The sequence below is a fragment of the Acinetobacter sp. 1542444 genome (assembly GCF_000581835.1).
Taxonomy (GTDB): domain Bacteria; phylum Pseudomonadota; class Gammaproteobacteria; order Pseudomonadales; family Moraxellaceae; genus Acinetobacter; species Acinetobacter pittii.
This window is the reverse complement of the sequence record NZ_JEYA01000001.1, coordinates 862,124-886,869: the sequence shown is the minus strand read 5'-3', so window position 1 is coordinate 886,869 and position 24,746 is coordinate 862,124. Positions and strand designations below refer to the sequence as shown.

Sequence of the window (24,746 nt, the reverse complement as noted above, 5' to 3'; positions counted from 1 at the left end):
AAATTCAGTTAAATCAAAAATTAGTGGAAAAAATATTGTTGTGTGAATATTCTTTAGATTTGAAAATAGCTCGTTAAGATAAAATTGATAAGCTTTTTTATTCAATGTCTATCATATACATAGAATTAAAAGCTTTTGTTCTGGTAGGATAAAACATTCATGGCTATGTGCTTGATATCAAAGCTATGCCAATGAAAACTAATACTCAACAAAAACATAGTATTTTACTTGGCTTTTGTTCGCCAATCTCAAGCTGACTCAGGCTATAATGAGACTTATTCACTTATCCGATATGTTAGGAGATCACATGACTGTAGATGTCACTGAAACCATTTCTCAAACTGTTCACCCTGCGTTTCAGTTGCTACGTCAGCACCATGTAGAAGCATTAGATATTTTAGTGTCTGAATATAAGCATAAAGTCACAGGTGCGGTGCATTATCACTTGGCAACTGATTATGATGAAAATGTATTTCTTGTTGCTTTTAGAACCCAGCCTATGGACTCTAAAGGCACGGCACATATTTTAGAACATACGGCTTTGTGTGGATCTGAAAAGTTTCCGGTACGTGATCCATTCTTTTTAATGATTCGTCGTTCTTTAAATACTTTTATGAACGCATTTACAGCAGCAGATTGGACAGCATATCCATTCGCTACTCAAAATAAAAAAGATTTTCAAAACTTACTTTCTGTTTATCTTGATGCGGCATTTGCTGCCAATTTGAATCCACTTGATTTTGCTCAAGAAGGTATTCGTATTGAACTTGAAAATGGTCAACCTGTATATAAAGGTGTTGTTTTTAATGAAATGAAAGGTGCAATGAGTGCACCGTCTGATCAACTTTATCATCAGTTGGCTCATCATTTATTTCCTGAAACGACCTATCATTACAACTCAGGTGGTGATCCGAAAGATATTCCTGATTTAACGTATGAGCAGTTAGTCGATTTTTATAAAGTACATTACCACCCAAGCAATGCTGTATTCATGACCTTTGGTAATCAGACAGCATATGAACTACAAGAGCAGTTTGAAAAACTAGCTCTACACAAGTTTTCTGCGGGAACAACTTTATACTCTAAGCCTGAAAAACGTTTAGCTGCACCAATTGAAGTAACAGAGAACTATGGTGTTGATAGTGATGATTTAAAAGATAAAACTTATCATGTTCTATCTTGGTTATTACCAGAGGCAAATGACATTAAATTGCGTTTAGGAATGCGTTTAGTTGAAGGAATTTTATTAGAAAATTCAGCTTCACCACTGCGTCATTACTTAGAAACTTGTGGCTACGCTCAATCAACAGGTCCATTAATGGGCGTAGACGATAGTAATTTTGAAATGACTTTCTACTGTGGTGTTCAAGGTTCAAACCCAGAACATGCCCAAAGCTTTAGAGAGGGTGTTTTAAATATTCTGCGTGATGTTGCTGCAAAACCAATTGATAGTAATTTAGTCGATGCAATTTTGCATCAAATCGAGTTACATCAACGTGAAATTAATGGTGATGGTACACCGTATGGTTTAAGTCTAATTTTAAATGGCTTAAGTGGTGCGATTCACCATAATGATCCAATCCAAATTTGGGATGTTGACAGCGCAATTGCACAAGTTAAAGAAGAGTTGAAAGACCCAATGTGGTTATCAAATCTGATTCAAACACATTTGCTCGACAACCCTCATCGCGTACAAATGACTTTAGTTCCAGACCCGACCAAGTCTGTAAAAGAGCAGGAAGCGGAAAAAGCTCGTTTAGCGGCTATTGGTGAAAAGCTAACAGATGCTGATAAGGCTGAAATCATTGCTAAGACTAAGGCTTTAGAGGAACGTCAGGACACTCCTGATAATCTTGAGTTATTGCCAAAAGTAGGTTTGGAAGATGTACCTGCTGACTTGCATATTGTGCAAGGTCAGTTACGCGAAATTATTTGTAATCGTATGGATACGCCGTTGAACTTGTACCATGCGGGTACTAACGGCATTTACTATCAACAAGTACTTATCCAGATCCCTGAAGATATTGTGAAGTCACCTTACTTCAATTTGCTTTCTATTTTGATGGGTGAAGTGGGTGCAGGCGAATATGGCTATCTTGAACTACAAAACTTGCAAACCGCTGTAAGTGGTGGTTTAGGAATGGGCGCTTCTTTACGTAGTAAAGTTGATGATAAAGATAAAATTAGTGCTTGGTTAACGTTAACGACTAAATCTTTGACTCAGAAATTTGATGCAATTCATTTATTAAAATTAGCATTTGAACAGCTTCGTTTTGATGAGAAAGAACGAATTATCGAGTTACTGCAACAACGTAAAACACGTTGGCAATCTCGTTTATCTGGTTCAGGTCACAGCTATGCGATGCAAATTGCTTCTCGTAACATGAGTGCTCTGGCTCAACGTGACTATCAAAACACGGGTTTAGGTGCATTGAACTGGTTGGGTGAGCTTGTTACTAAAATTACCCAAGATGATGCTGCTTATAATGAGTTAATTGCAGAATTAAAACGTATTCATAGTAAGTTGTTGCAAGCACCTAAACAGTTCTTACTAGTGTGTGAAGAACATCAATCTGAACGTTTGGTTGAAGAAATCCAGAATGTTTGGGATAAGTTGAATGTTGATACAGCTACAACTGAGTTAACTCAAGTAGAACAAGCTAATGATAATAATCATGAAGCATGGTTAATTCAGGCAAACGTTCAATTCTGTGCGTCTGCATATCAAGCCGTAGAAGTATCACATCCAGATGCAGCTCCATTAATGGTATTGGCAGCTTATTTACGTAACGGATTCTTGCACAGTGCTATCCGTGAAAAAGGTGGTGCTTATGGCGGCGGTGCTAGTTATGATGGAAATGCTTGTTCATTCCGTTTCTTCAGTTACCGTGATCCACGTTTAGCAGAGACGTTTAAAGACTTTGAAGCAAGCGTGCAATGGTTATTAAATACAGAGCAACAACCTCATCAGCTTGAAGAAGCAATTCTTGGTTTAGTGGCAAGTATGGATAAACCAGGCTCTCCAGCAGGTGAAGCGATTACAGCATGTTATGCATTGTTGCATGCGAGAACACCAGCTTTCCGCCGTACTTTGCGTGAAAGATTGTTGCATGTAACATTGGATGATTTAAAACGTGTTGCTCGTCAATATTTAGTAGAGCAAACTCCTGTAAAAGCTTTAGTTGCGCCATTTGCTAAACGTGATGAATTGCAGCAATTAGGTTTTACCATTCAACAAGTTAATTAAAATAAAAATTGGAGATTGAACATGGCGTTCAAACAATTTGAACGCACATCTTTACAGCTAAGCATGGGAATCGTGCTTAGCTGTTTATGTGCGTCTGTAACATATGCTGATACCTTAGCTCCAGCAAACCCTGCCACAGTTGATGCATGTGTTGCTCTTGCTTCGAATGCCGATCGTCTGGCTTGTTACGACTCTGTATTTAAGCCAACAGCTCTACCTGTTGTACAAGCCGCGGTAGTACCTGAGCCTGTTAAAAAAATCGATCAGCCCGCTGTTCAACCAGAAACATTTAAAGAGAAGGTTGTAGATACAGTTAGTAATATTAAAGTGATTGGTAAAGCACCTACACTTGAACCTACTACTTCTTTGCTAGATCAACGTTGGGAATTATCTGAAAAAAGTAAGCTAGGTGTTTGGAACATTCGTGCTTATCAGCCAGTCTATTTACTACCCGTATTTTGGACCAGTGATAAGAATGAATTCCCGAGTAGTCCAAATCCAAATAATACTGTAACGGATGCTCAGAATCTGAAATCAACAGAAAGTAAGTTTCAGATTTCTTTGAAAACCAAAGCTTGGGAAAATATTTTTGGAAATAATGGTGATTTGTGGGTAGGGTATACACAATCTTCACGCTGGCAGACGTTCAATGCTGAAGAATCTCGCCCATTCCGTGAAACGAACTATGAACCAGAAGCAAGTTTAATGTTTAGAACGAACTACGAGTTGCTTGGTTTAGATGGGCGTTTGCTTGGAGTTACGTTAAACCATCAGTCAAATGGTCGTTCAGATCCATTATCTCGTAGCTGGAACCGTGTAATTTTTAATGTTGGATTGGAGCGTGGTAATTTTGCTTTAATGCTTCGTCCATGGATTCGTCTTGAAGAAGATAGTAAAGATGATAATAATCCGGATATGGAAGATTACATTGGTCGTGGTGATTTAACAGCGTTTTATAAGTGGAAGCAGAATGACTTCTCTCTAATGCTGCGTCATTCACTGAAAGGTGGTGATGACTCTCATGGTGCTGTGCAATTTGATTGGGCTTTTCCAATCAGTGGCAAGTTACGCGGACATTTCCAGTTGTTTAACGGTTATGGTGAAAGCCTAATTGATTATAACCATCGAGCAACTTATGCTGGTTTGGGTGTGTCGCTCTTGAATTGGTACTAAGACGATATAAGAAAAGCCGCTTTTAAAGCGGCTTTTTTATTATCCAATTTGGATGTTGGCTTGAGGATGTTTAAGTCGGCTCTTTTTAGGAGTAGCGATTAAATAGGCGAGTGTTAAAGGCCCAAGCCTTCCAGCAAACATGAGTAGGCTTAAAATAAATAAACTACCGTTATGTAAATCAGGTGTGATTCCACGAGAGAGACCCACTGTACATGCGGCAGAAACAACCTCAAAAAGCAAATTCATAAAATCTGCTTTAGGTTCTAAAAGTAAAAGAATAAAGAAGCCAATGAAAATCAGTATACTCGTAATAGCAGTCACTGCTAATGCTTTATAGGTGGTTTCGTGCGATACAGAGTGATTAAATATTCTAATTTCATCTGTACGGCGTAAAAATGAAATTACACTAAGTACTAAAATGACAAAGGTTCCAACTTTGATTCCACCCGCTGTACTCAGTGAACCACCACCAATAAACATCAGTAACATCATTAGTAGTGAGCTACTGTTGGTCATTGCACCTGTATCAATGGTATTAAAGCCTGAAGATCGTGGAACTGTTGCCTGAAACCAAGCGTTTAATGCTTGTTCACCTGAGTTTAACATCCCTAAAGTCGCGGGATTTTGAGCTTCTAAGGCCCATATTAAAATAAAGGCAACGAGGTTGATAATTGCAATAGTGGTAAGAATAAGTTTGCTATTTGGCGTTAGTTTTTTCCATCTTTTGTTTTGCTTAATATCCATGAGTACTAAAAAACCAAGACCACCTAAAGTGTAAAGGATGCTAATGGTTATACAAATAATATAGTTACTTTGGAAATTCATTAAACTATTGGAAAATAATGAAAAACCAGCATTGTTGAATGAGGAAATGCTATAAAAAACTGCATAATATAAACCACGCGCAAACCCGTATGTTGGTGTAAAAGCAGTCGTGAGAATAATTGTACCAATCAGCTCAAAAATAAGAGTATAGGTGACAACGCCTTTAGCAACAAAAGTAACTTTAGATAGGCTCGTTTGCCCGAGACTATCTTGAGCCATCATTTGCTGTTTAAGACCAACTTTTGGTGACAAACTTAATGCTGCCAAGATCGCAAAAGTCATAAATCCCAAACCGCCAGACTGGATCAGCAATAAAATAATAGTTTGCCCAAAGAGGGTAAAAGACTCATGAATATTTAAAACGGATAGACCGGTAATGGTAACTGCTGAGGTGGCTGTAAAAAGCGCATCCATCCAACTGACATTGCCTGTATTCGCAAATGGCAATTTAAGCAATAAAGTGCCAAAAGTAATAAAGCCTAAAAACCCTAGCGCTAAAAGAGAAGGAGGGCTTAAATTTAACGTTTTATGTGGCTTGGGATATATGGACATATTCTAGAGTTCGTTTTCTTATAAGAAGCAATTAGAAAGTTTCTTTAACTGTGATAAATGACCTTCTAAAATAAGAATATCATGTGTTTGCAAAGTGAAATTTTCTTCAGTCTCAAACAAAATTTGCTGCTGTCTTTTCACGAGCAATGTTTTGACTTGAGGCGCTTGCTGCATAATGCCATATAAATTGATGCCATTAAGCCTATCTGGGATTTCAATTTTGATAATGTAATGATCATCTTCTAAAGACATATAGCGGCTTACCATAGGGTAGTTCAGAGCTTGAGCAACTCTTACCCCCATATCTTCTTCAGGATGAATAATCTTATTGATATTGAGATGTGACAAAATGGTGTGATGAGCTTTGGTTTTTGCTTTTACCCAAATTTTATCAATGCCTAGATTTTTTAAGTTCAACACACACAAAATACTGGCTTCAATATCTTCACCAATTGCAACTACAACAGCGTCACAATTTTGGATATTCAATTCGTCAAGCACATGTTCGTCAGTAGCATCGGCAATGACGGCATGAGTTAAAACGTCGGCAAGATTTTCGACATTCTTTTTTACTGTATCGATGCCAATAACATCATGATTTAATTTTGTGAGTTCTTGAGCAACTGTGGCTCCAAAACTACCTAAGCCAATGACTGCGAACTGTGCCATGTTGGTCCTTTTTTCCGAGTTAGATCATTATTTTTAAGGATATTTTCTTTAAGATAAAGAGAAGCAATGTAAATATGCTGGAAATATAAAAAAATGTATAAAAAAGCCGACAACTATGTCGGCTTCTTCATCAAAACTAAAGATTATTTTAAGAAACGTTTATAGCCAACATTATCAGTAATTTCTGCATACGGATAATTAATCTGCTCGAGTGTCTCAATCAATCCATCAGGGTTTTGTTTAGCATCGGTTGCTTGTAAGCCAACTAAAACACGACCTTCTGCCGCTCCATGATTACGATAATGGAAGAGGGTAATGTTGTGAGTTGGACCTAAACGAGTTAAGAATGTTAAGAGGGCGCCTGGACGTTCAGGGAATTCGACACGGAACAATCTTTCATCATCTAGATTTGCGTGACCACCAATTAAATAACGAATATGTAATTTGGCAACTTCATCGTCAGAAAGGTCATCTACAATATAATCTTGCTGTTTTAATTGTTCCAAAATTTCATGACGCTCTGCATCTCCACCTTTCAAACTAATACCGACGAATACTTGTGCTTCCTCTGTATTGTTTGCTCGGTAGTTAAACTCAGTGATATTGCGGCCTTGTAAAGCACGGCAGAAGCCTAAGAATGCACCTTTTTCTTCAGATAAGGTAACTGCATAAATCGCTTCGCGTTGCTCACCTAACTCCGTACGCTCAGCAATATAACGTAAGCGGTCAAAATTCATATTGGCGCCGCACACAATCGACACCATATTTTTATTACTGATTTTATGTTCGTGAATATATTTTTTGATACCCGCTAAAGCCATTGCTCCAGAAGGTTCAACAATACTGCGGTTTTCATCAAATGTGTCTTTAATTGCTGCACAGATTTCATCTGTATTTACAGTGACAATATCAGGATCAACAATCGGGCCTGAGTTATCAGATTTGCGCAAACGAATAATATCAAAAGGTAAAGCACCAATTTGGGCAACAGCTGTACCATCTGCAAATAAGCCCACGTGTGGCAAAATTACACGTTCATTTGCTTCTAAAGCTGCTTTTAAACAAGCAGACTCTTCATATTCAACGCCAATAACTTTTACGTGCGGTGCAACTTCACCAAGGTAAGCTGCTACGCCTGAAATAAGACCACCACCACCTACGGCAACAAACACGTATTCTACATCACGCCATTGACGTAAAATTTCATTGGCAATTGTGCCTTGACCTGCAATGACAAGTTCATCGTCATAAGGTGGAATAAATACAAGACCTTCAACTTCTGCACGTTGTTGAGCATATTTATTTGCGATATCAAAGCTATCGCCATGTAATACGACTTGACCACCTAAGCGTTTAACAGCCTGAACTTTAATGTCAGGTGTTGTGCTCGGCATAACAATAATAGCGGGAATTCCTAATCTTTGTCCTGACAAAGCTACGCCTTGAGCATGGTTACCAGCAGAGGCGCAAATTACTCCGCGTTCAAGTTGTTCTTTTGGTAATTGACTAATACGGTTATAGGCACCGCGTAATTTAAAAGAAAAAACGGGTTGTAAATCTTCACGCTTAAAACGAATTGTATTGTTTAATTTTTGACTAATTCGTGGAGCTGCTTCGAGAGGTGTTTCAATTGCAACATCATAAACCGTTGCTTGTAAAATTTGTCGTACCACACGAGACAGCATGTTCATCTTCCCTATAACAGTTTAAAATAGGAAATTATTGTAGCAAACCCTTGTGCATTTGCGCCGTTTATTGGCGCATAAATGTCAAAAAATAGTTGAGTGATGTAATGAGCCTATATGCAACCCAAGATGAAAAGAAACAAGCTGCTGCTAAAGCTGCTTTAAAACACTTACCCAAAGGTGGCATTTTGGGTGTTGGGACTGGAAGTACCGTAAATTTTCTAATTGATTTACTCCCAGAATTACAATTAGAAGCAGCTGTGGCAAGTTCTCAAGCAACTGCTGATCGTCTTAAAAAACTTGGTATTGAAGTGGTTGATATGAACCATGTAGGTAGCCTAGATGCTTATGTTGATGGTGCAGATGAGATCGACCGTCATATGCATATGATTAAAGGTGGCGGTGCTGCATTAACACGTGAGAAAATTGTTGCATCAATTGCTAAGAAGTTTGTGTGTATTGTTGATGATTCAAAATGGGTTGATCAACTTGGACGTGATTTTCCACTTCCAGTAGAAGTTATTCCAATGGCGCGTTCGGCTGTAGCTCGTAAATTGGTAAGTTTAGGTGGTGACCCAGTTTATCGTGAGGGTGTAGTTACAGATAACGGGAATGTTATTTTGGATGTTTTCAATCTTAATATTTTAAATGCTATTGAACTGGAAAAAACAATTAACAATATTCCTGGTGTGGTAACTAACGGTATCTTCGCCTTAAATCCTGCAACGATTGCAATTGTTGCAACGAATAATGGTATTGAAGAGCGTACAGCACAGTAATGTCTGCAAAAATGCCAGAGATTAAAATCGTTCGACACGTAAGAGCACGAAAATTGCGCTTACGTGTTGAGCCTGCTTCAATCCGTCTTACGGTTCCTTTATTTTGTAGTAAAAAACAAATTCAGCATTTTTTAGCACAATCTGAACAATGGTTAACCGAGACATGGAATAAGCAACAAAACGTCCAATCGGCATCTATTGATATTCCTTCAGAAATTTATTTCTTTAATAAAGAACAGCCATTTCAAGTCGTTGTTCAAAAGCAGCATCGTGTTTTTCAATTCGACTGGGAAAACAATTCTTTATTTATTAAAGACACACAGCCATATTTGGCATTGCAAAACGCAGTTATTGCTTATGCGAAACAAGAATTACCAGAGCTTTTGAAAGAATTAAGTGAGCACACTCAATTGGCTTATAGGGAATGCACAATTCGCCGCCCGAAAACTCGGTGGGGAAGTTGTAGTAGTCAGCATAATATTATGCTACATGCAGGGCTGGTGCTTATGTCACATGAAATTGCTCGCTATGTGGCTATTCATGAGTTGGCGCATACTAAACATTTTGACCATAGTCCTGCATTTTGGGCAGAAGTTGAAAAATACGATCCATATTTTCAAAAACACCGCAGACAACTTAAATCAAATCCATTGCCTGCATGGTGGTATGTCTCAAACTAACTAAAACTACATTCTAGTTGTGGTGTTTGTAAGCTATCGGGTGCTTTCCGGCTATCTAAACCTGCTTTAGCACTAATAATCTTATTTGCTTTAATAGATAATTGGATAAAGTTGTATTGTTGCGTCGAGTTATTTGGTTCGGCTGAACTTGAATTGAGTAAATAACTTGAGCTGGCAGCATCTGTTTGCAATAAATTATCGGTACTATCAGCACTTAAAGCAGCACGATAAATTTGTGAGCCTTTACTCAAGTCGATTTGACCGTTCGCACGAAAATTAAGCTGACATCCAGTTGAGGTGTCTTCATAGTGACCCACTAAATAGTCTGTAGCTGGTAGGTTTGGATCTGATAGATTGATGCTGGTTAAGCCTTGTTTGCATGGGTAGGTTGATCCATTACACGTCGCTGTGGTGGTAAACCCAACAGCTCTACGGTAATCTCCAGCACCGTCAATGCGAATGAATGTTGTTGAATTTACAGTAGGAACAATTCCTGTATATTGTTTTTTTTGTAGAAGTTCATAACCCGTCTGATCTAAAGACTGTTGTGAATTAGCCTGAGCCAATTGCAAAGTAGATGCTTTTAGGTTGGTTCCAAAGTAATCGCGCGTTACTTTTTGATTAGCTGCAATATCTAACAGCGTATTTTTTAGTGGATCAATATTATCTGGAGCAGGTGTGAAAATAGGAGTGAAGGATGTTTGATCCCCATGAAGTTTTTTCCCATCCAAAAAGCCATCTTTTAAATCAGTTGCTAAACTTTTAACAAGTTCTTGGTAGGTGTTTGCTCCGCCATGAATCGTTGACCAATATTGTAAGTAACCAAAGCTAAGATAACTATCTACATATGTACTAGGTTTAGTAGTTGAGTATCGCAACAAAGTTAAATTCAGAAGGGAATTAGCTGGACTTAAACTTGGAATGTCAGCATCTTTAAACGCATTCATTAACGATTTGTAGACATCTTGAGAAGCTAAATCTACATGTAATTGCTCAATACGGGTTGGGTCAAACGTTTCTTGAGGGAGTTGTCCTGAACGTATGACAGCTCGTTGATAAACTGCTTCACTGCTTGGGCTAATGAATTGGATTCTGCCACTTACATTGTTTGGTGTAATAAATGCATGATAAATACCTGACAAATTTTGGTATTGTGGAGTAATGGGGTCAAACACTTGAGATGAGCTTTGAGTTGTAATTTCTACGCGATATAAACGATTCAATTTTGCAGTAGGAATTTTGACATTAAAGCTATTTAAACTCGCAATTGAAGTATCCACTAGAACAGCGTTGTTGGTATTGTCATATACTTTAAGCTGGATATTACGCATTTCTACAGGGGTTTTTAAAGTAACATCAGTTGTTGCTTCAGGTGTAGGGTCAACTGGCGTTGGTGTAGTGGGTGAACTGCCTCCACTACTACCTCCACCTCCGCAACCAGTAAGGGCTACACTTAAAATGAATGTGCTCAAGCCAAGGTACGTGCGTAATTTTGTTTCTTTTGATTGATGAAGCATCCTAGCTCTCCAAAAATTAATCTGGTATTTATTTGCTGATATTTATGTGGTTATGACAGTCCAGTAAGTGCTATCTGATTGTCGCTAAAATTAAAAAAATTAAAATTACCAAGCATGAAATGGTTTTGTAAGCTTGGACATCCTGTCATACTACTGCCCAAGTATAGATTCAAAAATTGAGGTAATGCACGTGATTTCTGTCGGAATTGTTGGTGGAACGGGTTATACAGGCGTTGAACTATTACGTATTTTATTACGACACCCTAAAGCGCAGGTTCGAGTTCTTACTTCACGTACAGAAGCGGGCAAACCAGTTGCAGATATGTTCCCTAATTTACGTGGACATACAGATCTTCAATTTTCAGATTTAAACATTGATGCATTAAAAGAGTGTGATGTTGTATTTTTTGCAACGCCACATGGTGTTGCCATGCAACATGCCAAAGATTTAATTGCAGCTGGAACTAAAGTTATTGATTTAGCAGCAGACTTTCGCTTACAAGATCTTGAACAATTTGAAAAATGGTATGGTATGGAGCATGCTTGCCCAGATGTACTAAAAGATTCTGTATATGGTCTAACTGAGTTAAACCGCGAAAAAATTAAACAAGCTCAAGTTATTGGTAACCCTGGTTGCTATCCGACGACTGTTCAATTAGGTTTAGCGCCACTATTAAAATCAGCACAAGCACTCATTGAAACCAAAAATATTATTATTGATGCGAAGTCTGGTGTTTCGGGTGCTGGCCGTAAAGCAAGCTTGGGCATGATTTATAGTGAAAACGCTGATAACTTTAAAGCATATGGTGTTGCAGGTCATCGTCACCATCCAGAAATTGTAGAAGCCTTAGAAAATATTGCAGGACAAAAGGGCGGGTTTGATGGACTCTTATTTGTTCCGCATCTAGTACCTATGATTCGCGGTATGCTGAGTACAATTTATGTAGATTTGACAGAAGCTGGTAAGCAGACAGACTTACAAGCTTTGTATGAAAACTTCTATGCTAATGAAAAATTCGTAGATGTTATGCCTGCAAATAGTTCACCTGAAACACGTAGTGTACGCGGTGCGAATGAACTTCGTATTGCATTATATAAACCACAACCAAATAAACTGATTATTTTGGCGGCTCAAGATAACCTTGTAAAAGGTGCATCTGGTCAGGCTGTACAAAATATGAACCTGATGTTTGGCTTTAATGAAGACGAAGGCTTACAAGGGATTGGTTTATTACCATAAAAAACTCTTTTTTGCTTCACACACATTTAAATTTCGATTTAAATGTGTGTCTTGACTCTGATCTTGAACACTGAGATGACGATGCAAAACTCTGGACAGACGACTTCAGCAGAAAGTTCGTTGCAAAAGAAAAAATTTTTAAACACCAATAAGCCTTTGTTTATTGGTGCTGCTATTTTAATGAGTGGTTGTTTTGCGCTCGGCTATACAATTGGGCACCGTCAAGGTTTAACTGTTGTTGGTTACGATGCAGATGCGGAGCAATTGGTTGAAGTGGTGCAAAAGCAAAAAACAGCCTTAGATGCAGTTAACAAAAGCCTTAATGCAGCGGTGCAAGAGCGTGATGTGGCTGTGACGAATGCAAATGATTTGTTTGAAGCGCTTAATCAAGCGAATGCCGATAAGACTCAGCAAGAAGGTATGAGTAATATCTATCGTGAGATTTTGAGACAACGTGGTGGTTTGAGCTTAACAATCCAAAATCTGGCAATTAAGCCTTTGCCTGAAAATGCTTATGAATATCAACTAGATTTAGTTCAAGTAAGTCCAAGTAAGCGTCGTGCTTTAGGATCGGTTGAAATCAGATTGATCAAAGATACTGAAGTTTTAGTCGTACCGCTTGAAGCGAAGAACTTCAACTTTACTGACTTTGAACGTTTAACAGGTCGCTGGACAATGCCTAAAGGTTTCACGCCTCAATTTATTGAGGTACGTTTAACTGGTGGTTCTGATACACCGATTATTAAACGTTTTAGTTGGCAGCGTGGTAAACCTGTCGAAACATCTTCTGCTTTTGTGGCAGAAATTCCTCAAGCTGAAGCAAATTCACAATAGTAACATCCTATGCGAACAAATAAGCGTCAAACAAACTTAAAAGATATCAAGGCTTCTTTTCAGCAGTCTGGCTATGTCGATTGGCACTTCCACCCACGCTTAAGTGATTCGCAAAACGAAGATCATGATGGAGAGGTTGTTGTACAAACAGCTCCTCCTGAACTCAAGCGTCCCCCATTATATGCAGTCGTATTAATGAATGACGATTACACTCCAATGGACTTTGTAATTGAAATTTTACAACAATACTTTGCAATGAATCTTGACCAAGCAACTCAAGTAATGCTAACAGTACACTATGAAGGTAAAGGTATTGCCGGAGTCTATCCAAGAGACATCGCGGAAACTAAGGCAAACCTTGTTAATAATTACGCTCGATCGCAAGGTCATCCATTACTTTGCCAGATTGAGCCTAAAGCATAAGGGGGTTACATGCTCAGTCGTCAATTAGAAGTATCATTACGTTTGGCTGTTAGCATGGCTCGTCAAAAGAGACATGAGTTTCTTACAGTCGAACACTTATTATTAGCATTACTCGACAACGATTCAGCCGTGAATGCACTCAAAGCATGCGGGGCTGATATAGTTTCTTTGCGTAAAGAATTAGAAGAATATGTAGAACAACATACTCCTAAGCTTGGCGAAAATAGCGAGCAAGCTCCTCATCCAACAGAAAGTTTTGACCGCATTTTGCAACGTGCTATTTTCCACGTTCAATCAAGTGGCGGCGATCGTACGGTTGAAGGTGCAGATGTTTTGGTCGCAATGTATTCAGAGCGTGATTCTTTTGCTGTGTATTTACTTAAACGTCATCAAATCAATCGTTTGACATTGACTCAATACTTGTCTCATGGGACACGTAAAGACGAAGTGCAAGTTGAAGAAGAAGTTGAAGATATTGAGGGTGAAACTAGCGCAAGCAATGCAGGGCCACTTGAGCTTTATACGCTGAATCTAAATGTTGAAGCGCAAAAAGGCAAAACTGACCCGTTGATTGGTCGTGAAAAAGAAATTGAGCGTACAGCACAAATTCTGTGCCGCCGTCGCAAAAACAATCCATTGCTTGTAGGTGATCCAGGTGTAGGTAAAACCTCGATTGCCGAGGGTTTGGCATGGTTAATTGTGAATGGTAAAGCACCTAAACCTTTAAGTCAGGCTGAAATTTATAGTCTGGACATTGGTGCATTAGTTGCTGGAACTAAATATCGTGGTGACTTTGAAAAACGTTTAAAACAACTGCTTAATGCATTGAAGAAAAATCCAAATGCGATTTTATTCATTGATGAGATTCATATGATCATTGGTGCAGGCTCAAGTATGGGTAGCACAATGGATGCGTCAAATCTTATTAAGCCAGCTTTAGCTAATGGTACTTTACGTTGTATTGGTTCAACGACTTTCCAAGAATATCGTCAGGTTTTTGAAAAAGACCATGCGTTATCTCGTCGTTTCCAAAAAATTGATGTCAATGAGCCAAGTATTTCGGAAACGATTGATATTTTACGTGGATTGAAAACTAAGTTTGAAGATTTCCACCACGTACAATATGACGATAAGGCTTTGGTATCAGCTGTAGAGCTTTCTGCTAAGTTCATTAATGATCGTTTCTTGCCAGATAAGGCAATTGATGTCATCGATGAAGCAGGTGCTCAACGCCGTTTGAAAGCTGAAAGTGATGATAGCTTGATTACTGTAGAGAATATCGAAGATATCGTTTCTAAGATTGCTCGTATTCCACCAAAAACTGTGTCTAAAGATGATAAGTCAGTGCTTGAAAATCTTGAGCGTGATTTGAAACGTGTGGTGTTTGGTCAAGATGAAGCAATTACTGCATTAGGCTCAGCGATCAAGTTATCTCGTGCTGGATTAAAGTCACCAGATAAACCAGTGGGTAGTTTTGTTTTTGCTGGTCCAACAGGTGTAGGTAAAACTGAGGTTACTAAGCAACTCGCTAAATTATTGGGTGTAGAGCTTGTACGTTTCGATATGTCTGAATATATGGAACGTCATGCAGTTTCACGCTTAATTGGTGCACCTCCAGGGTATGTGGGTTATGACCAAGGTGGTTTGCTTACTGATGCGATTCACAAAAATCCGCATTGTGTCTTGTTGCTTGATGAAATTGAAAAAGCACATCCAGATGTGTTTAATCTATTGCTACAAATCATGGATCATGGCGCTTTAACGGATAACAATGGACGTAAGTCAGACTTTAGAAATGTGATTATTGTTCTGACTACGAATATTGGAGCAGAAAGTATTTCTCGCGCGAGCATTGGTTTCACGGAACAAGATCATAGTTCTGATAACCAAGAAGCGATGAAACGTGCTTTCTCTCCAGAGTTCCGTAACCGTTTAGATGGTGTTATTCAATTCAAAGCATTGCCAACAACTGTGATTGAGTCTGTAGTCGATAAATTCTTGACAGAATTACAAGCGCAATTGGATGAAAAACAAGTTGTTCTGGATGTTGATCAAAGTGCACGAGATTGGTTGGCTACAAATGGTTATGACCGTTTGATGGGTGCTCGTCCAATGCAACGTCTCATTCAAGAGCACTTGAAGAAACCACTCGCTGAAATGATTCTGTTTGGTGAACTTGCAGATCATGGTGGTAACGTGGCTGTATCGGTGAAAAAAGAAGATGGCAAAGCTGTCGGCTTAAAACTTGAAGTATTTGAAGATCATCATACAGCAGAACCAGCATAACTTATGTTAATTGATAGTCTTGCTATAACCCGAATACTCAGTGTATTCGGGTTATTTATTATTACAGCAATTGCTGAAATTCTTGGTTGTTATTTTCCTTATCTGATTTTAAAAGAGGGCAAGTCGGCTTGGCTGTGGCTACCTACGGTCTTAAGTCTGGCTATCTTTGTATGGTTGTTAACTTTACATCCAGCAGCTTCTGGGCGCATTTATGCGGCCTATGGCGGTATTTATATTTTTACTGCGCTTATGTGGCTACGCTTTGTTGATCAGGTGGGATTAACAAGATGGGATATATTAGGTGGTCTAATTGTGCTTTGTGGAGCTGGTTTAATTATTTTGCAACCTCAAGGGTTGATTCGTTAATGCATCATTGAATCAAATCTTAAGCGAGAAAATAAGAAGTTTTTTTCAAAAAAAAGACTTGTCAAACTCATCAACAATGCGTATTTTAGATTTAAGGAACATTTTTTAATATTTGAGATAAAGATGTTAAATCAATCTGTGAACACTAACGCTTATTATTACTTTTGGCAATTTAGATAGTTGCCTGAGCGTATTCGGGCATGAGAAAGTTGCCCATCACAGTTAATACCTGATCGGCAACCCCGATCAGGTTTTTTTATGCTTTATCTTTTTAGAATCGAGGAACTTAAAATGAACAACATGACTTATTCGTACTTTAGCAACTTTTATTGGTTTTACTTTTGCTTACCTTTACCAACGAATAGATCCAAAACGCTCAAATAAATGATCGGACTGAGTAGATTGCAGTCCCAAGGAAAAAACCAATGAATGCCCTAAATACTTTACTGACTCAAACCAATACAAAAGAAACACCAGTTAGTTTACCTATCCAGTTAAAAGCGAAATACCCGCTTGCACACTCTTTCGCACGTCAAATTGCCGAACACCGCCAAATTATTCAAAATATTCTTAACGGCAACGATCATCGTCTAATGGTAATTACAGGGCCTTGTTCAATTCATGATCCAGTTGCAGTACTTGAATACGCTGAAAAACTGCAAAAATTACAAGAAAAAGTTAAAGATCAGATTTTTATCGTGATGCGTACATACATTGAAAAACCACGTACCACAGTTGGTTGGAAAGGGTTCATGTATGATCCAAATTTAGATGGTTCATCAAATTTACAACTTGGTTTAGAAAAGTCTCGTGAACTCTACCTACAGATTATTGAAAAGGGTTTGCCAATTGCGAGTGAAATTTTAAGCCCAATGGCAACTGGCTATTTTGATGATTTATTGGCTTGGGGTGCAATTGGTGCTCGCACAAGCGAATCTCAGATTCACCGTGAAATCTCAAGTCATATGCCATACAGTATTGGTTTCAAGAATGGTACTGATGGTTCTATTCAGATTGCACTAGATGCGATTCAATCCGCGCAAAATGAACATCAATTTTTAGGAATGAATCAACAAGGCTTGCCTTCAGTGATTCAGAGTGCTGGAAATCCATTACCTCACTTGATCTTGCGTGGTGCGAATCATGGGCCAAATTACGATTTGGCTTCAATTCAGGCGATACGCGAAAAGTACAAACAAAATTTACCTGCACTGGTGATTGATTGTAGTCATGGTAACAGCGGTAAGGATCCATTGCGTCAGCCAGAAGTTTTACAGCAAATCGTTGCTGAACGTTTAAAAACACAAGTTCGAGGTGTCATGATTGAAAGTCATTTGGTTGATGGTAACCAAAAGATTTCTTGTGATATGACTTATGGCCAGTCAGTAACTGATGGTTGTTTAGGGTGGGAAAAAACAGAGCAGCTTTTATTAAATGTCTCGAAGGAGTTAAAGACAAAAGAATTAGCTCATTCCGCTTAATTATTTATGGACTTTAAAAAGGGATCTGTAAATAGATCCCTTTGTTTTTTAAGAAGCATGTTTGAGTTCGGATAGGAATGTAGTGATTTCATGCCCAAACTTTTTGGGTTCGGTTAATAAAGGTGTATGGCCTGAACGTTCAAAATATATTGCTTTTGCATGCTCAACGCTATGTGCAATCAGTGTCTGACCAGTTTCTGGATAAAGTGTCGAATTACGACCAATAAAAAAAGTGGTAGGACATGCTAACTGCTGAATTGCTTCTCGATAATCTTCATTGTGATAAAGATAATTTTCAACATACCAAAACAAGTAATCCAAACGTTGAATAGGTAATAAATATTTTTGTAGAAAAGGCTGTTTTAAAGCTGTTTTAAAAACTAGTGGACTAAATGGATTGCTACTTTGTAACTCAATAAAATCTACCCATAGACGGACTAGTTCTTGTCGATCTGGAAGAGATAGTTCATAAAGATATTTGGCGTTTTTATGCTTTAGCAATAATTGATAAATATCATTTAATAGTTGTTTGAACTGAGTGTGAAGAGGGCCGAATAAACCATATTCCCAAGTTGAATCTACTGATATTTTTGGTGTCTGATCAATATGTAAATAGGCTTTTAACTGCTGTGCTAGTTGAGCGTGTTTCATACCATGCATGGCAGTTGTCGCGCCCATTGAATAACCCATCAAGATAAAGTTATTAAGTTTTAATTGATCTATTAAATGAGCAACATCTTGCCAATGGCTAGAAATGGCATCTTGCTCGGGAATTGCACAATTCTTTGAACCACCGAAACCACGCCAGTCTGGAATAATAAATTCATATTCTTTGCGGTTTGCATAAATAAACGGTAGCCACTGCCAACTTTGCATGCCAAGGCCAGATAAAACCAAAACAGGCTCACCACGACCAACACGGCGTACAAATAAATTTTCCCGATCGGGCATGGTGTAATACGGCATGGCTATTCTCCAGATGGGTTATCTTGGGCAAAGCGTTTTAATTGAGGGATGACTTGTTCCAACCATTTGATCCATTCACTTTCCATCGTAATTCCAAGTTCTAAGATCATTTTGTGGATGTATAACACACGGTCATTTAGATCATCACTGTCTTTAAAATCTTTATCATAAATACTTTGATAAAGTTTGAGCTTCTCTTGATGTAAACCAAGATGCCTTAACAGTTCAGGTAATATCTGATTATTGCTCAATTGTGCTTCTGCACGCAATCTAACCATTAAATCATCACGAAGTTGCGCAGGTTCACTTTGTTGCGTCATCCATGAGGCTAGTTCTATACGACCCAGTTGTTCGACCTGATAGGTTTTTTTTCGGCCATTATCCATTTCATTTTCTAAAGTGGAAACCCAGCCTTTTTTAAGCATGTTATTGAGTTCACGATAAATTTGCTGGTGAGTGGCATTCCAGAAAAAGCCCATTGAGCGGTCAAAGCGACGGGCAAGTTCAAACCCCGTACTTGGACGTTCAAGCAAGCTGGTCAATAAAACATGAGGAAGTGACATGGCAATCCAGTTTGTAAGCAAAAGTAAAGTGTGACTCATGAGATTATGCAACATGTTGCATAAAAGTCAAAATTTGATTATAAATTTATGCAACAAGTTGCATTAGCAAGCTTATTGCTAGCCATAGGAGAAAATATGTCAGCTTATCCACATTTATTAAAGCCACTTGATTTAGGCTTTACTACTTTAAAAAATCGTGTGCTTATGGGGTCGATGCACATTGGATTAGAAGAAGCACCGCAAGGATATGAGCGCATGGCTGCGTTTTATGCTGAGCGTGCGAAAGGTGATGTGGGGTTAATTGTAACTGGCGGTGTTTCTCCAAATGATGATGGTGTTGTATTTAGCCACGGGACCAAACTAGATACAGTTGAAGAAGCTGAAAAACATAAAGTGATTACCCAAGCTGTCCATGAAGCTGGGGGTAAAATTGCTATGCAGATCTTACATACGGGTCGTTATTCTTATCAGGCAAATAACGTTGCGCCTTCAGCAATTCAAGCCCCTATTAACCCGATTAAGCCTAAAGCTTTAAGCTCTGCCGAAGTACAACAAACCATTGATGACTTTGCTAACTGCGCCAAACTTGCTCAGTATGCGGGCTATGATGGCGTAGAAATCATGGGCTCCGAAGGTTATTTAATTAATGAGTTTATTGCAGCTCGAACGAATCATCGTGATGATGAATGGGGCGGTAGTTACGAAAATCGTATCCGCTTTCCAATTGAAATTGTAAAGCGCACGCGTGCTTTAGTTGGTGAAAATTTTATCATTATTTATCGTTTATCTATGCTTGATTTAGTGGAAGGCGGTTCAAGTTTTGATGAAGTGATTCAGCTTGCAAAAGAAATTGAAAAAGCAGGCGCAACAATTATCAATACAGGTATTGGCTGGCATGAGGCACGTATTCCTACAATCGCAACCAAAGTTCCTCGTGCTGCATTTACTTGGGTGACTGAAAAACTTAAAGGTGAAGTCTCTATCCCTTTAATTACTTCTAACCGAATTAATACGCCTGAAATGGCTGAACATGTATTGGCATCTGGTCATGCTGATATGGTGTCTATGGCACGACCAATGTTAGCGGATGCTGAATTTGTTTTGAAAGCAAGTGAAGGCCGCAGTGATGAAATTAATACATGTATTGGGTGTAACCAAGCTTGTTTAGATCATATTTTCTCAATGAAAATTGCAACTTGTTTAGTAAACCCGCGTGCATGTTATGAAACTGAGCTGATCTTTAAAGAAGCTCAGGTTAAAAAGAATATTGCTGTTATTGGCGCGGGTCCAGCAGGTTTAAGTTTTGCGGTATATGCAGCTGATCGTGGGCATCAAGTTAAAATTTTTGAAGCAAGTCATCAAATTGGTGGTCAGTTTAATATTGCAAAAACAGTTCCTGGAAAAGAAGAGTTCTACGAAACTTTACGCTACTTTAGTCGTCAAATTGAATTGCGACCAAACATTGAACTTGTGTTAAACCATCAAGCAACTTATGAAGAATTAAGCCAAGCAAATTTTGATGAAATTGTGGTTGCAACAGGTGTAACACCTCGTCAATTACAGTTTGAGGGAATTGATCATCCTAAAGTGTTGAGCTATTTACAGGTTTTAAAAGAGCATGTTCCAGTAGGACAACGTGTTGCCATTATTGGAGCAGGTGGTATTGGTTTCGACACAGCTGAATATCTTACTCATGAAGGTGAAAGTGGCAGTTTAAATCCAGAAAAGTTCTATGAAGAGTGGGGAATCGATACTCAATATGAACATGTAGGTGGTTTAAAACAGCCAAAAGTTGAGGCATCTGAACGAGAAATTTATTTACTACAACGTAAAACTGCTGCTGTAGGCGCTGGTTTAGGTAAAACAACAGGCTGGATTCATCGCACAGGACTAAAAAATCGTCAGGTCCAAATGTTTGCAGGTGTGCAATATGACAAGGTAGACGATCAAGGTTTACATATTACTGTGGATGGGAAACCAAGTGTACTTGAGGTTGATCATGTGGTGATTTGCGCAGGCCAAGAGTCATTTACCGCAATGTATGATCAATTAAAAACAGATGGAAAAAATGTTCATTTAATTGGTGGTGCTAAAGAGGCGGGTGAACTGGATGCAAAACGTGCAATACGCCAAGGCGCTGAATTAGCAGCGACACTATAAATTTTTATGGGCATTTCTTTTAAAGAGAAATGCCCGTTACTTCTTTGGTTAAATTATAGGATATAAAAACAATGACACTCGAAACAACTAAACAGTCTTTAGAAAAATGGCATGAAATGGTTCAGGCTGGTAACTTATCCGATCTAAATGATTTGTTGGCAGATGAAGTAGTTTTTCGCTCACCAGTTGCTTACAAACCTTATGAAGGAAAGCAGGTCGTTTTCTTCATTCTTACCAATGTGATTCAGGTGTTCGAAGACTTTACTTATCATCGTGAGTTCTACACAGAAGACGGTGAAAATGTAGTGCTTGAGTTCAGTGCCAATGTCAGTGGTAAATCATTAAAAGGTATTGATATGATTCGTTTTAATGAACAAGGCAAAATTATTGATTTTGAAGTAATGATTCGTCCAATGAGTGGTCTAGCTGCATTGGCTGAACAAATGGGTATAAGAATTGCTAAGTTTCAACCTCAATAATTTTAGTAAATAGCCTAAGTAAGATAGAGATCAATAAAATGTGGTTAAAGCTTTCAACTCTAGCATTGTTTCCTGTATTGTTTATACAGGGAACAAAGGTTCGTAAGAACACACCACGCTTGCTAGAAGCCAGTGGTGAGAGACAAGGCATCGTTGGTAATGGAAGACCTCTATCATTACTTATTTTAGGAGACTCTGCCGCAGCAGGTGTTGGCGTAGAAACCCAAAAAGATGCTTTATCTGGTGCAATTATTTCTGAGTTGCAAGATCAATATTCGATACGCTGGAAACTGCATGCAAAAACAGGTGATACAACTAAGCAGGTTTTTCAAGCAGTACAGCATTTAGAGCAACAAAATTACGATGTGGTGGTTACGTCGATTGGTGTTAATGATGTCACGAAACTAACCTCAGCAAGTTCATGGATAAAACAACAAAAACAATTATTTCAATATATACAGGCACGTTTTCAGCCTAAGCTCATTATTGTTTCTGGTGTTCCGCCAATGCAGCATTTCCCAGCGTTACCAAATCCATTGGCTTGGTTGTTTGGAAAATATGCGGAACAAATGAATCAGGTACTAGATAAATGGTTAGAATCACAAAACCAATTTAAGTTCATTCAATATGATATTGAGTATTTTCAAGCAATGAATCTGCCTATGGCAAGTGATGGCTTTCATCCGAGTAAAGAAATTTATGCAATTTGGGGACAACAGGTTGCAGCCTTAGTGCGGCAATCATTTAACTCATAATCAGAGGTAGTGATTGAAAATGGGCATATCTACTTTAAATAAAATTAAAGCTTTCGGTTCAGACTTGTTCGATTCGGTATTAGGTGCTGAACAGCCAAAAATCTATTATGATCCAAATGGGAAAATAAAAGATATTCTGGAGAAACTGCCCCAGCTCAAGCAAAAATATCGGCCCACACCGTGGTTAAGCAACAATCACGTTCATCTTTTATATTTTGATATTATTAGAAAAAAAACCATTAAGCTTAAATATGATCGTATTGATCAGCTCACCATGAAAGATGGGGGCGTAACTGCGATCGCGTGGTATGGCTATGATCTTCCTCCAGATACTCCAACAGTTGTCATTATGCATACCATTACAGGGACCCCTGAAAGTATGCGTGAACTTGTGAAAGATATACATCACTATACAGGATGGAGAATAGCGCTATGCTTACGCCGTGGGCATGCTGGCTTACCTATGCCTGTACCACAGATTTCTCTTTTTGGGTCAACAAGCGATCTTAAAGAGCAACTTGAGCATATTCAAAATTTGTTTCCTAAATCGGATTTATACGCCGTAGGTTCCTCTGCTGGGACAGGACTACTGGTTCGCTACTTAGGAGAGCAAGGTACTGACACGCCATTTAAAGCTGCCTTTGCAATGTGTCCAGGCTACAACACAGAGATTGGCTTTAAAAATGTTCATCCGTTTTATAGCAAAATGATGACCAAAAAGTTATTCAAGTATTTTATTCATCCTTATCAAAATACATGGAACCAACTTTCTTCTATTGAAAAAGTTCTAGCGACCACAAGTCTGGAAGAGTTTGAGAAAGAATATTTTGAAATGGCTGGCTTTGAAGATTATCAAAGCTATTGCCAAGCCATTAATCCAATTTATGTATTTGAGAATGTCAAAATACCATTAATGATTCTTAACGCTGAGGATGATCCTGTCTGTTCTATTAAAAATTTGGAACCTTACAAAGAAACGATTCAGCAAATGAGTAATATTGCGGTAATCACCACAAAAAAAGGAAGTCATTGTGGCTTCTATGAAGGTTGGAAAAGTACATCATGGGCTGCCAAATTAATATCAAATTATTTTTTGGTCGAACATAAGCAATAACGGTAATTTGCAATAAGTTAAATAAAGCCCATTCAATAGATGGGCTTTATAATTTTATTAGATCAAGATAAAAGCAATTTGGGATCTTTTAGTCCAATTTTGATTTTTGTGCTAGCCACGAGGTCTTTTTCATCTGTTTGGTTGGGGTGAAAGTCAAAGCGATAATAATCAAAAAATTGAGGGATCAATGTTCTATATTGTGTATTTGCAAAACTAAAGAACTTACGCCAAGATTTGAAATTTAAAAGTTGATGATCTCGTTTCATAAGAACAAATTGATAGATTGTTGAAAAGCCTGTAATTAAAAATAGACTTAAAGTAAAGACTGTAATGCGAGGAAGGTATGCACTTAAGCCACTTCCATATAAATGTTGGTAGAGATCAAAAGCCACAGCTTTATGTTCAGTTTCTTCAATACTATGCCATAGCCACAAATTGCGAATAGTTGAGTCCGTCATCAATTCATTAACGGATTGCATCATGCTAACCACAAGTACTGCTGTGTAGTGTTCTAGACCTACTGTTACAAGCAAATTCCATTTTTTACTAAAAACTTTTTCAATAGTTTTTAAAACGATGCCAGTTACTTTTTCTAAAGATTGAGGATCTAAACCATATTGCTGTGCACTTACATGAAAAGCATGATGTTCTTTCGAATGCATTGCTTCTTGGCCAATAAAAGCACTGATTTCCCGATCTAAAATTTCATTCGACTTTGCTTTGGCGCGTAAAGCTCGAACAGAGCGAACAAAATATGATTCACCTTCAGGGAACAATGTTGATAAACCAGTAAAATAATGTGTAAAAGTAGGCTCGTTATTACACCAGTAGCGAGGTACGTTTTCAAAATTATAGTCCATACGACGGACTGGAAATGAGGCGGGGACACGATTTGATACTGTATTCATTCTAGGCTCCAATCTTCTTTTAATTAAAGTTCCAAAAAGGAACT

General features: G+C 38.3%; 21 protein-coding genes. 14 read left to right on the top strand and 7 right to left on the bottom strand.

Going from position 1 to position 24,746, the window contains the following annotated elements; all coding sequences use genetic code 11:
• Positions 1-307: 307 nt before the first annotated feature.
• Positions 308-3,247, top strand: coding sequence for an insulinase family protein (locus J580_RS08415; protein WP_032003784.1), 2,940 nt, complete (start codon positions 308-310; stop codon positions 3,245-3,247).
• A 21-nt stretch (positions 3,248-3,268) separates the two neighbouring features.
• On the top strand, positions 3,269-4,420 hold the full coding sequence (locus J580_RS08410; protein ID WP_032003783.1) for a phospholipase A: 1,152 nt from the start codon (positions 3,269-3,271) through the stop codon (positions 4,418-4,420).
• 39 nt (positions 4,421-4,459) lie between these two features.
• On the opposite strand, the gene J580_RS08405 is transcribed toward J580_RS08410, so the two are convergent.
• From J580_RS08405 to ilvA, 3 genes are all read right to left on the bottom strand, one after another.
• Positions 4,460-5,797, bottom strand: a complete 1,338-nt coding sequence (locus J580_RS08405; protein ID WP_032003782.1) for a TrkH family potassium uptake protein — start codon at positions 5,795-5,797, stop codon at positions 4,460-4,462.
• Between the two features lie 18 nt (positions 5,798-5,815).
• Positions 5,816-6,466, bottom strand: coding sequence for a potassium channel family protein (locus J580_RS08400; RefSeq protein ID WP_014206952.1), 651 nt, complete (start codon positions 6,464-6,466; stop codon positions 5,816-5,818).
• A 143-nt stretch (positions 6,467-6,609) separates the two neighbouring features.
• Complete coding sequence (gene ilvA / locus J580_RS08395) at positions 6,610-8,157, bottom strand: threonine ammonia-lyase, biosynthetic (RefSeq protein ID WP_014206951.1); 1,548 nt, start codon at positions 8,155-8,157, stop codon at positions 6,610-6,612.
• A gap of 101 nt (positions 8,158-8,258) precedes the next feature.
• Here ilvA and rpiA point away from each other — a divergent pair, with 101 nt between their 5' ends.
• Together rpiA and J580_RS08385 are read left to right on the top strand one after the other, a co-directional pair.
• A complete protein-coding gene (rpiA, locus tag J580_RS08390) occupies positions 8,259-8,930 on the top strand; it encodes a ribose-5-phosphate isomerase RpiA (protein ID WP_002046900.1) in 672 nt (223 codons plus the stop codon).
• Positions 8,930-9,610: a SprT family zinc-dependent metalloprotease gene (locus J580_RS08385; protein WP_017386031.1), complete on the top strand. Its 681-nt coding sequence runs from the start codon at positions 8,930-8,932 to the stop codon at positions 9,608-9,610. The genes rpiA and J580_RS08385 overlap by 1 nt, the downstream gene beginning before the upstream one ends.
• Here J580_RS08385 and J580_RS08380 read toward each other — a convergent pair.
• A complete protein-coding gene (locus J580_RS08380; protein WP_032003781.1) occupies positions 9,607-11,127 on the bottom strand; it encodes a hypothetical protein in 1,521 nt (506 codons plus the stop codon). The two genes, J580_RS08385 and J580_RS08380, sit on opposite strands and share 4 nt — an antisense overlap.
• A gap of 184 nt (positions 11,128-11,311) precedes the next feature.
• Here J580_RS08380 and argC point away from each other — a divergent pair, with 184 nt between their 5' ends.
• The 6 genes from argC (at position 11,312) to J580_RS08350 (ending at position 17,757) form a co-directional block, all read left to right on the top strand.
• Entirely contained in the window at positions 11,312-12,367 is a 1,056-nt protein-coding gene (argC, locus tag J580_RS08375; protein WP_016805956.1) for an N-acetyl-gamma-glutamyl-phosphate reductase, read from the top strand.
• 75 nt (positions 12,368-12,442) lie between these two features.
• Positions 12,443-13,201: a DUF6776 family protein gene (locus J580_RS08370; RefSeq protein ID WP_014206946.1), complete on the top strand. Its 759-nt coding sequence runs from the start codon at positions 12,443-12,445 to the stop codon at positions 13,199-13,201.
• Between the two features lie 9 nt (positions 13,202-13,210).
• Positions 13,211-13,624 carry an ATP-dependent Clp protease adapter ClpS gene (gene clpS / locus J580_RS08365; RefSeq protein ID WP_002121129.1) on the top strand — a complete coding sequence of 138 codons (414 nt, stop codon included), beginning with the start codon at positions 13,211-13,213 and terminating at the stop codon, positions 13,622-13,624.
• 9 nt (positions 13,625-13,633) lie between these two features.
• Positions 13,634-15,910, top strand: coding sequence for an ATP-dependent Clp protease ATP-binding subunit ClpA (gene clpA / locus J580_RS08360; RefSeq protein WP_005073979.1), 2,277 nt, complete (start codon positions 13,634-13,636; stop codon positions 15,908-15,910).
• Positions 15,911-15,913: 3 nt separating this feature from the next.
• Positions 15,914-16,276 carry a YnfA family protein gene (locus J580_RS08355; protein ID WP_005069026.1) on the top strand — a complete coding sequence of 121 codons (363 nt, stop codon included), beginning with the start codon at positions 15,914-15,916 and terminating at the stop codon, positions 16,274-16,276.
• Between the two features lie 425 nt (positions 16,277-16,701).
• On the top strand, positions 16,702-17,757 hold the full coding sequence (locus J580_RS08350) for a 3-deoxy-7-phosphoheptulonate synthase (RefSeq protein WP_032003780.1): 1,056 nt from the start codon (positions 16,702-16,704) through the stop codon (positions 17,755-17,757).
• A 48-nt stretch (positions 17,758-17,805) separates the two neighbouring features.
• Here J580_RS08350 and J580_RS08345 read toward each other — a convergent pair whose 3' ends face one another.
• Together J580_RS08345 and J580_RS08340 are read right to left on the bottom strand one after the other, a co-directional pair.
• Complete coding sequence (locus J580_RS08345; RefSeq protein WP_032003779.1) at positions 17,806-18,723, bottom strand: alpha/beta fold hydrolase; 918 nt, start codon at positions 18,721-18,723, stop codon at positions 17,806-17,808.
• 2 nt (positions 18,724-18,725) lie between these two features.
• On the bottom strand, positions 18,726-19,286 hold the full coding sequence (locus tag J580_RS08340; protein WP_005069032.1) for a PadR family transcriptional regulator: 561 nt from the start codon (positions 19,284-19,286) through the stop codon (positions 18,726-18,728).
• A gap of 135 nt (positions 19,287-19,421) precedes the next feature.
• On the opposite strand from J580_RS08340, the gene J580_RS08335 reads away from it, so the two are divergent.
• The 4 genes from J580_RS08335 to J580_RS08320 all read left to right on the top strand — a co-directional run bounded on the left by J580_RS08335 (position 19,422) and on the right by J580_RS08320 (position 23,794).
• On the top strand, positions 19,422-21,446 hold the full coding sequence (locus tag J580_RS08335; protein ID WP_032003778.1) for an NADPH-dependent 2,4-dienoyl-CoA reductase: 2,025 nt from the start codon (positions 19,422-19,424) through the stop codon (positions 21,444-21,446).
• Positions 21,447-21,517: 71 nt separating this feature from the next.
• A complete protein-coding gene (locus J580_RS08330; protein WP_005069036.1) occupies positions 21,518-21,925 on the top strand; it encodes a nuclear transport factor 2 family protein in 408 nt (135 codons plus the stop codon).
• A gap of 38 nt (positions 21,926-21,963) precedes the next feature.
• Positions 21,964-22,680 (top strand): SGNH/GDSL hydrolase family protein, encoded by a 717-nt coding sequence (locus J580_RS08325; protein ID WP_032003777.1) that lies wholly within the window; start codon positions 21,964-21,966, stop codon positions 22,678-22,680.
• A 19-nt stretch (positions 22,681-22,699) separates the two neighbouring features.
• Positions 22,700-23,794 carry a YheT family hydrolase gene (locus J580_RS08320; protein ID WP_032003776.1) on the top strand — a complete coding sequence of 365 codons (1,095 nt, stop codon included), beginning with the start codon at positions 22,700-22,702 and terminating at the stop codon, positions 23,792-23,794.
• A 62-nt stretch (positions 23,795-23,856) separates the two neighbouring features.
• Here J580_RS08320 and J580_RS08315 read toward each other — a convergent pair whose 3' ends face one another.
• Positions 23,857-24,702: a metal-dependent hydrolase gene (locus tag J580_RS08315; protein ID WP_032003775.1), complete on the bottom strand. Its 846-nt coding sequence runs from the start codon at positions 24,700-24,702 to the stop codon at positions 23,857-23,859.
• Between the last annotated feature and the right edge of the window lie 44 nt (positions 24,703-24,746).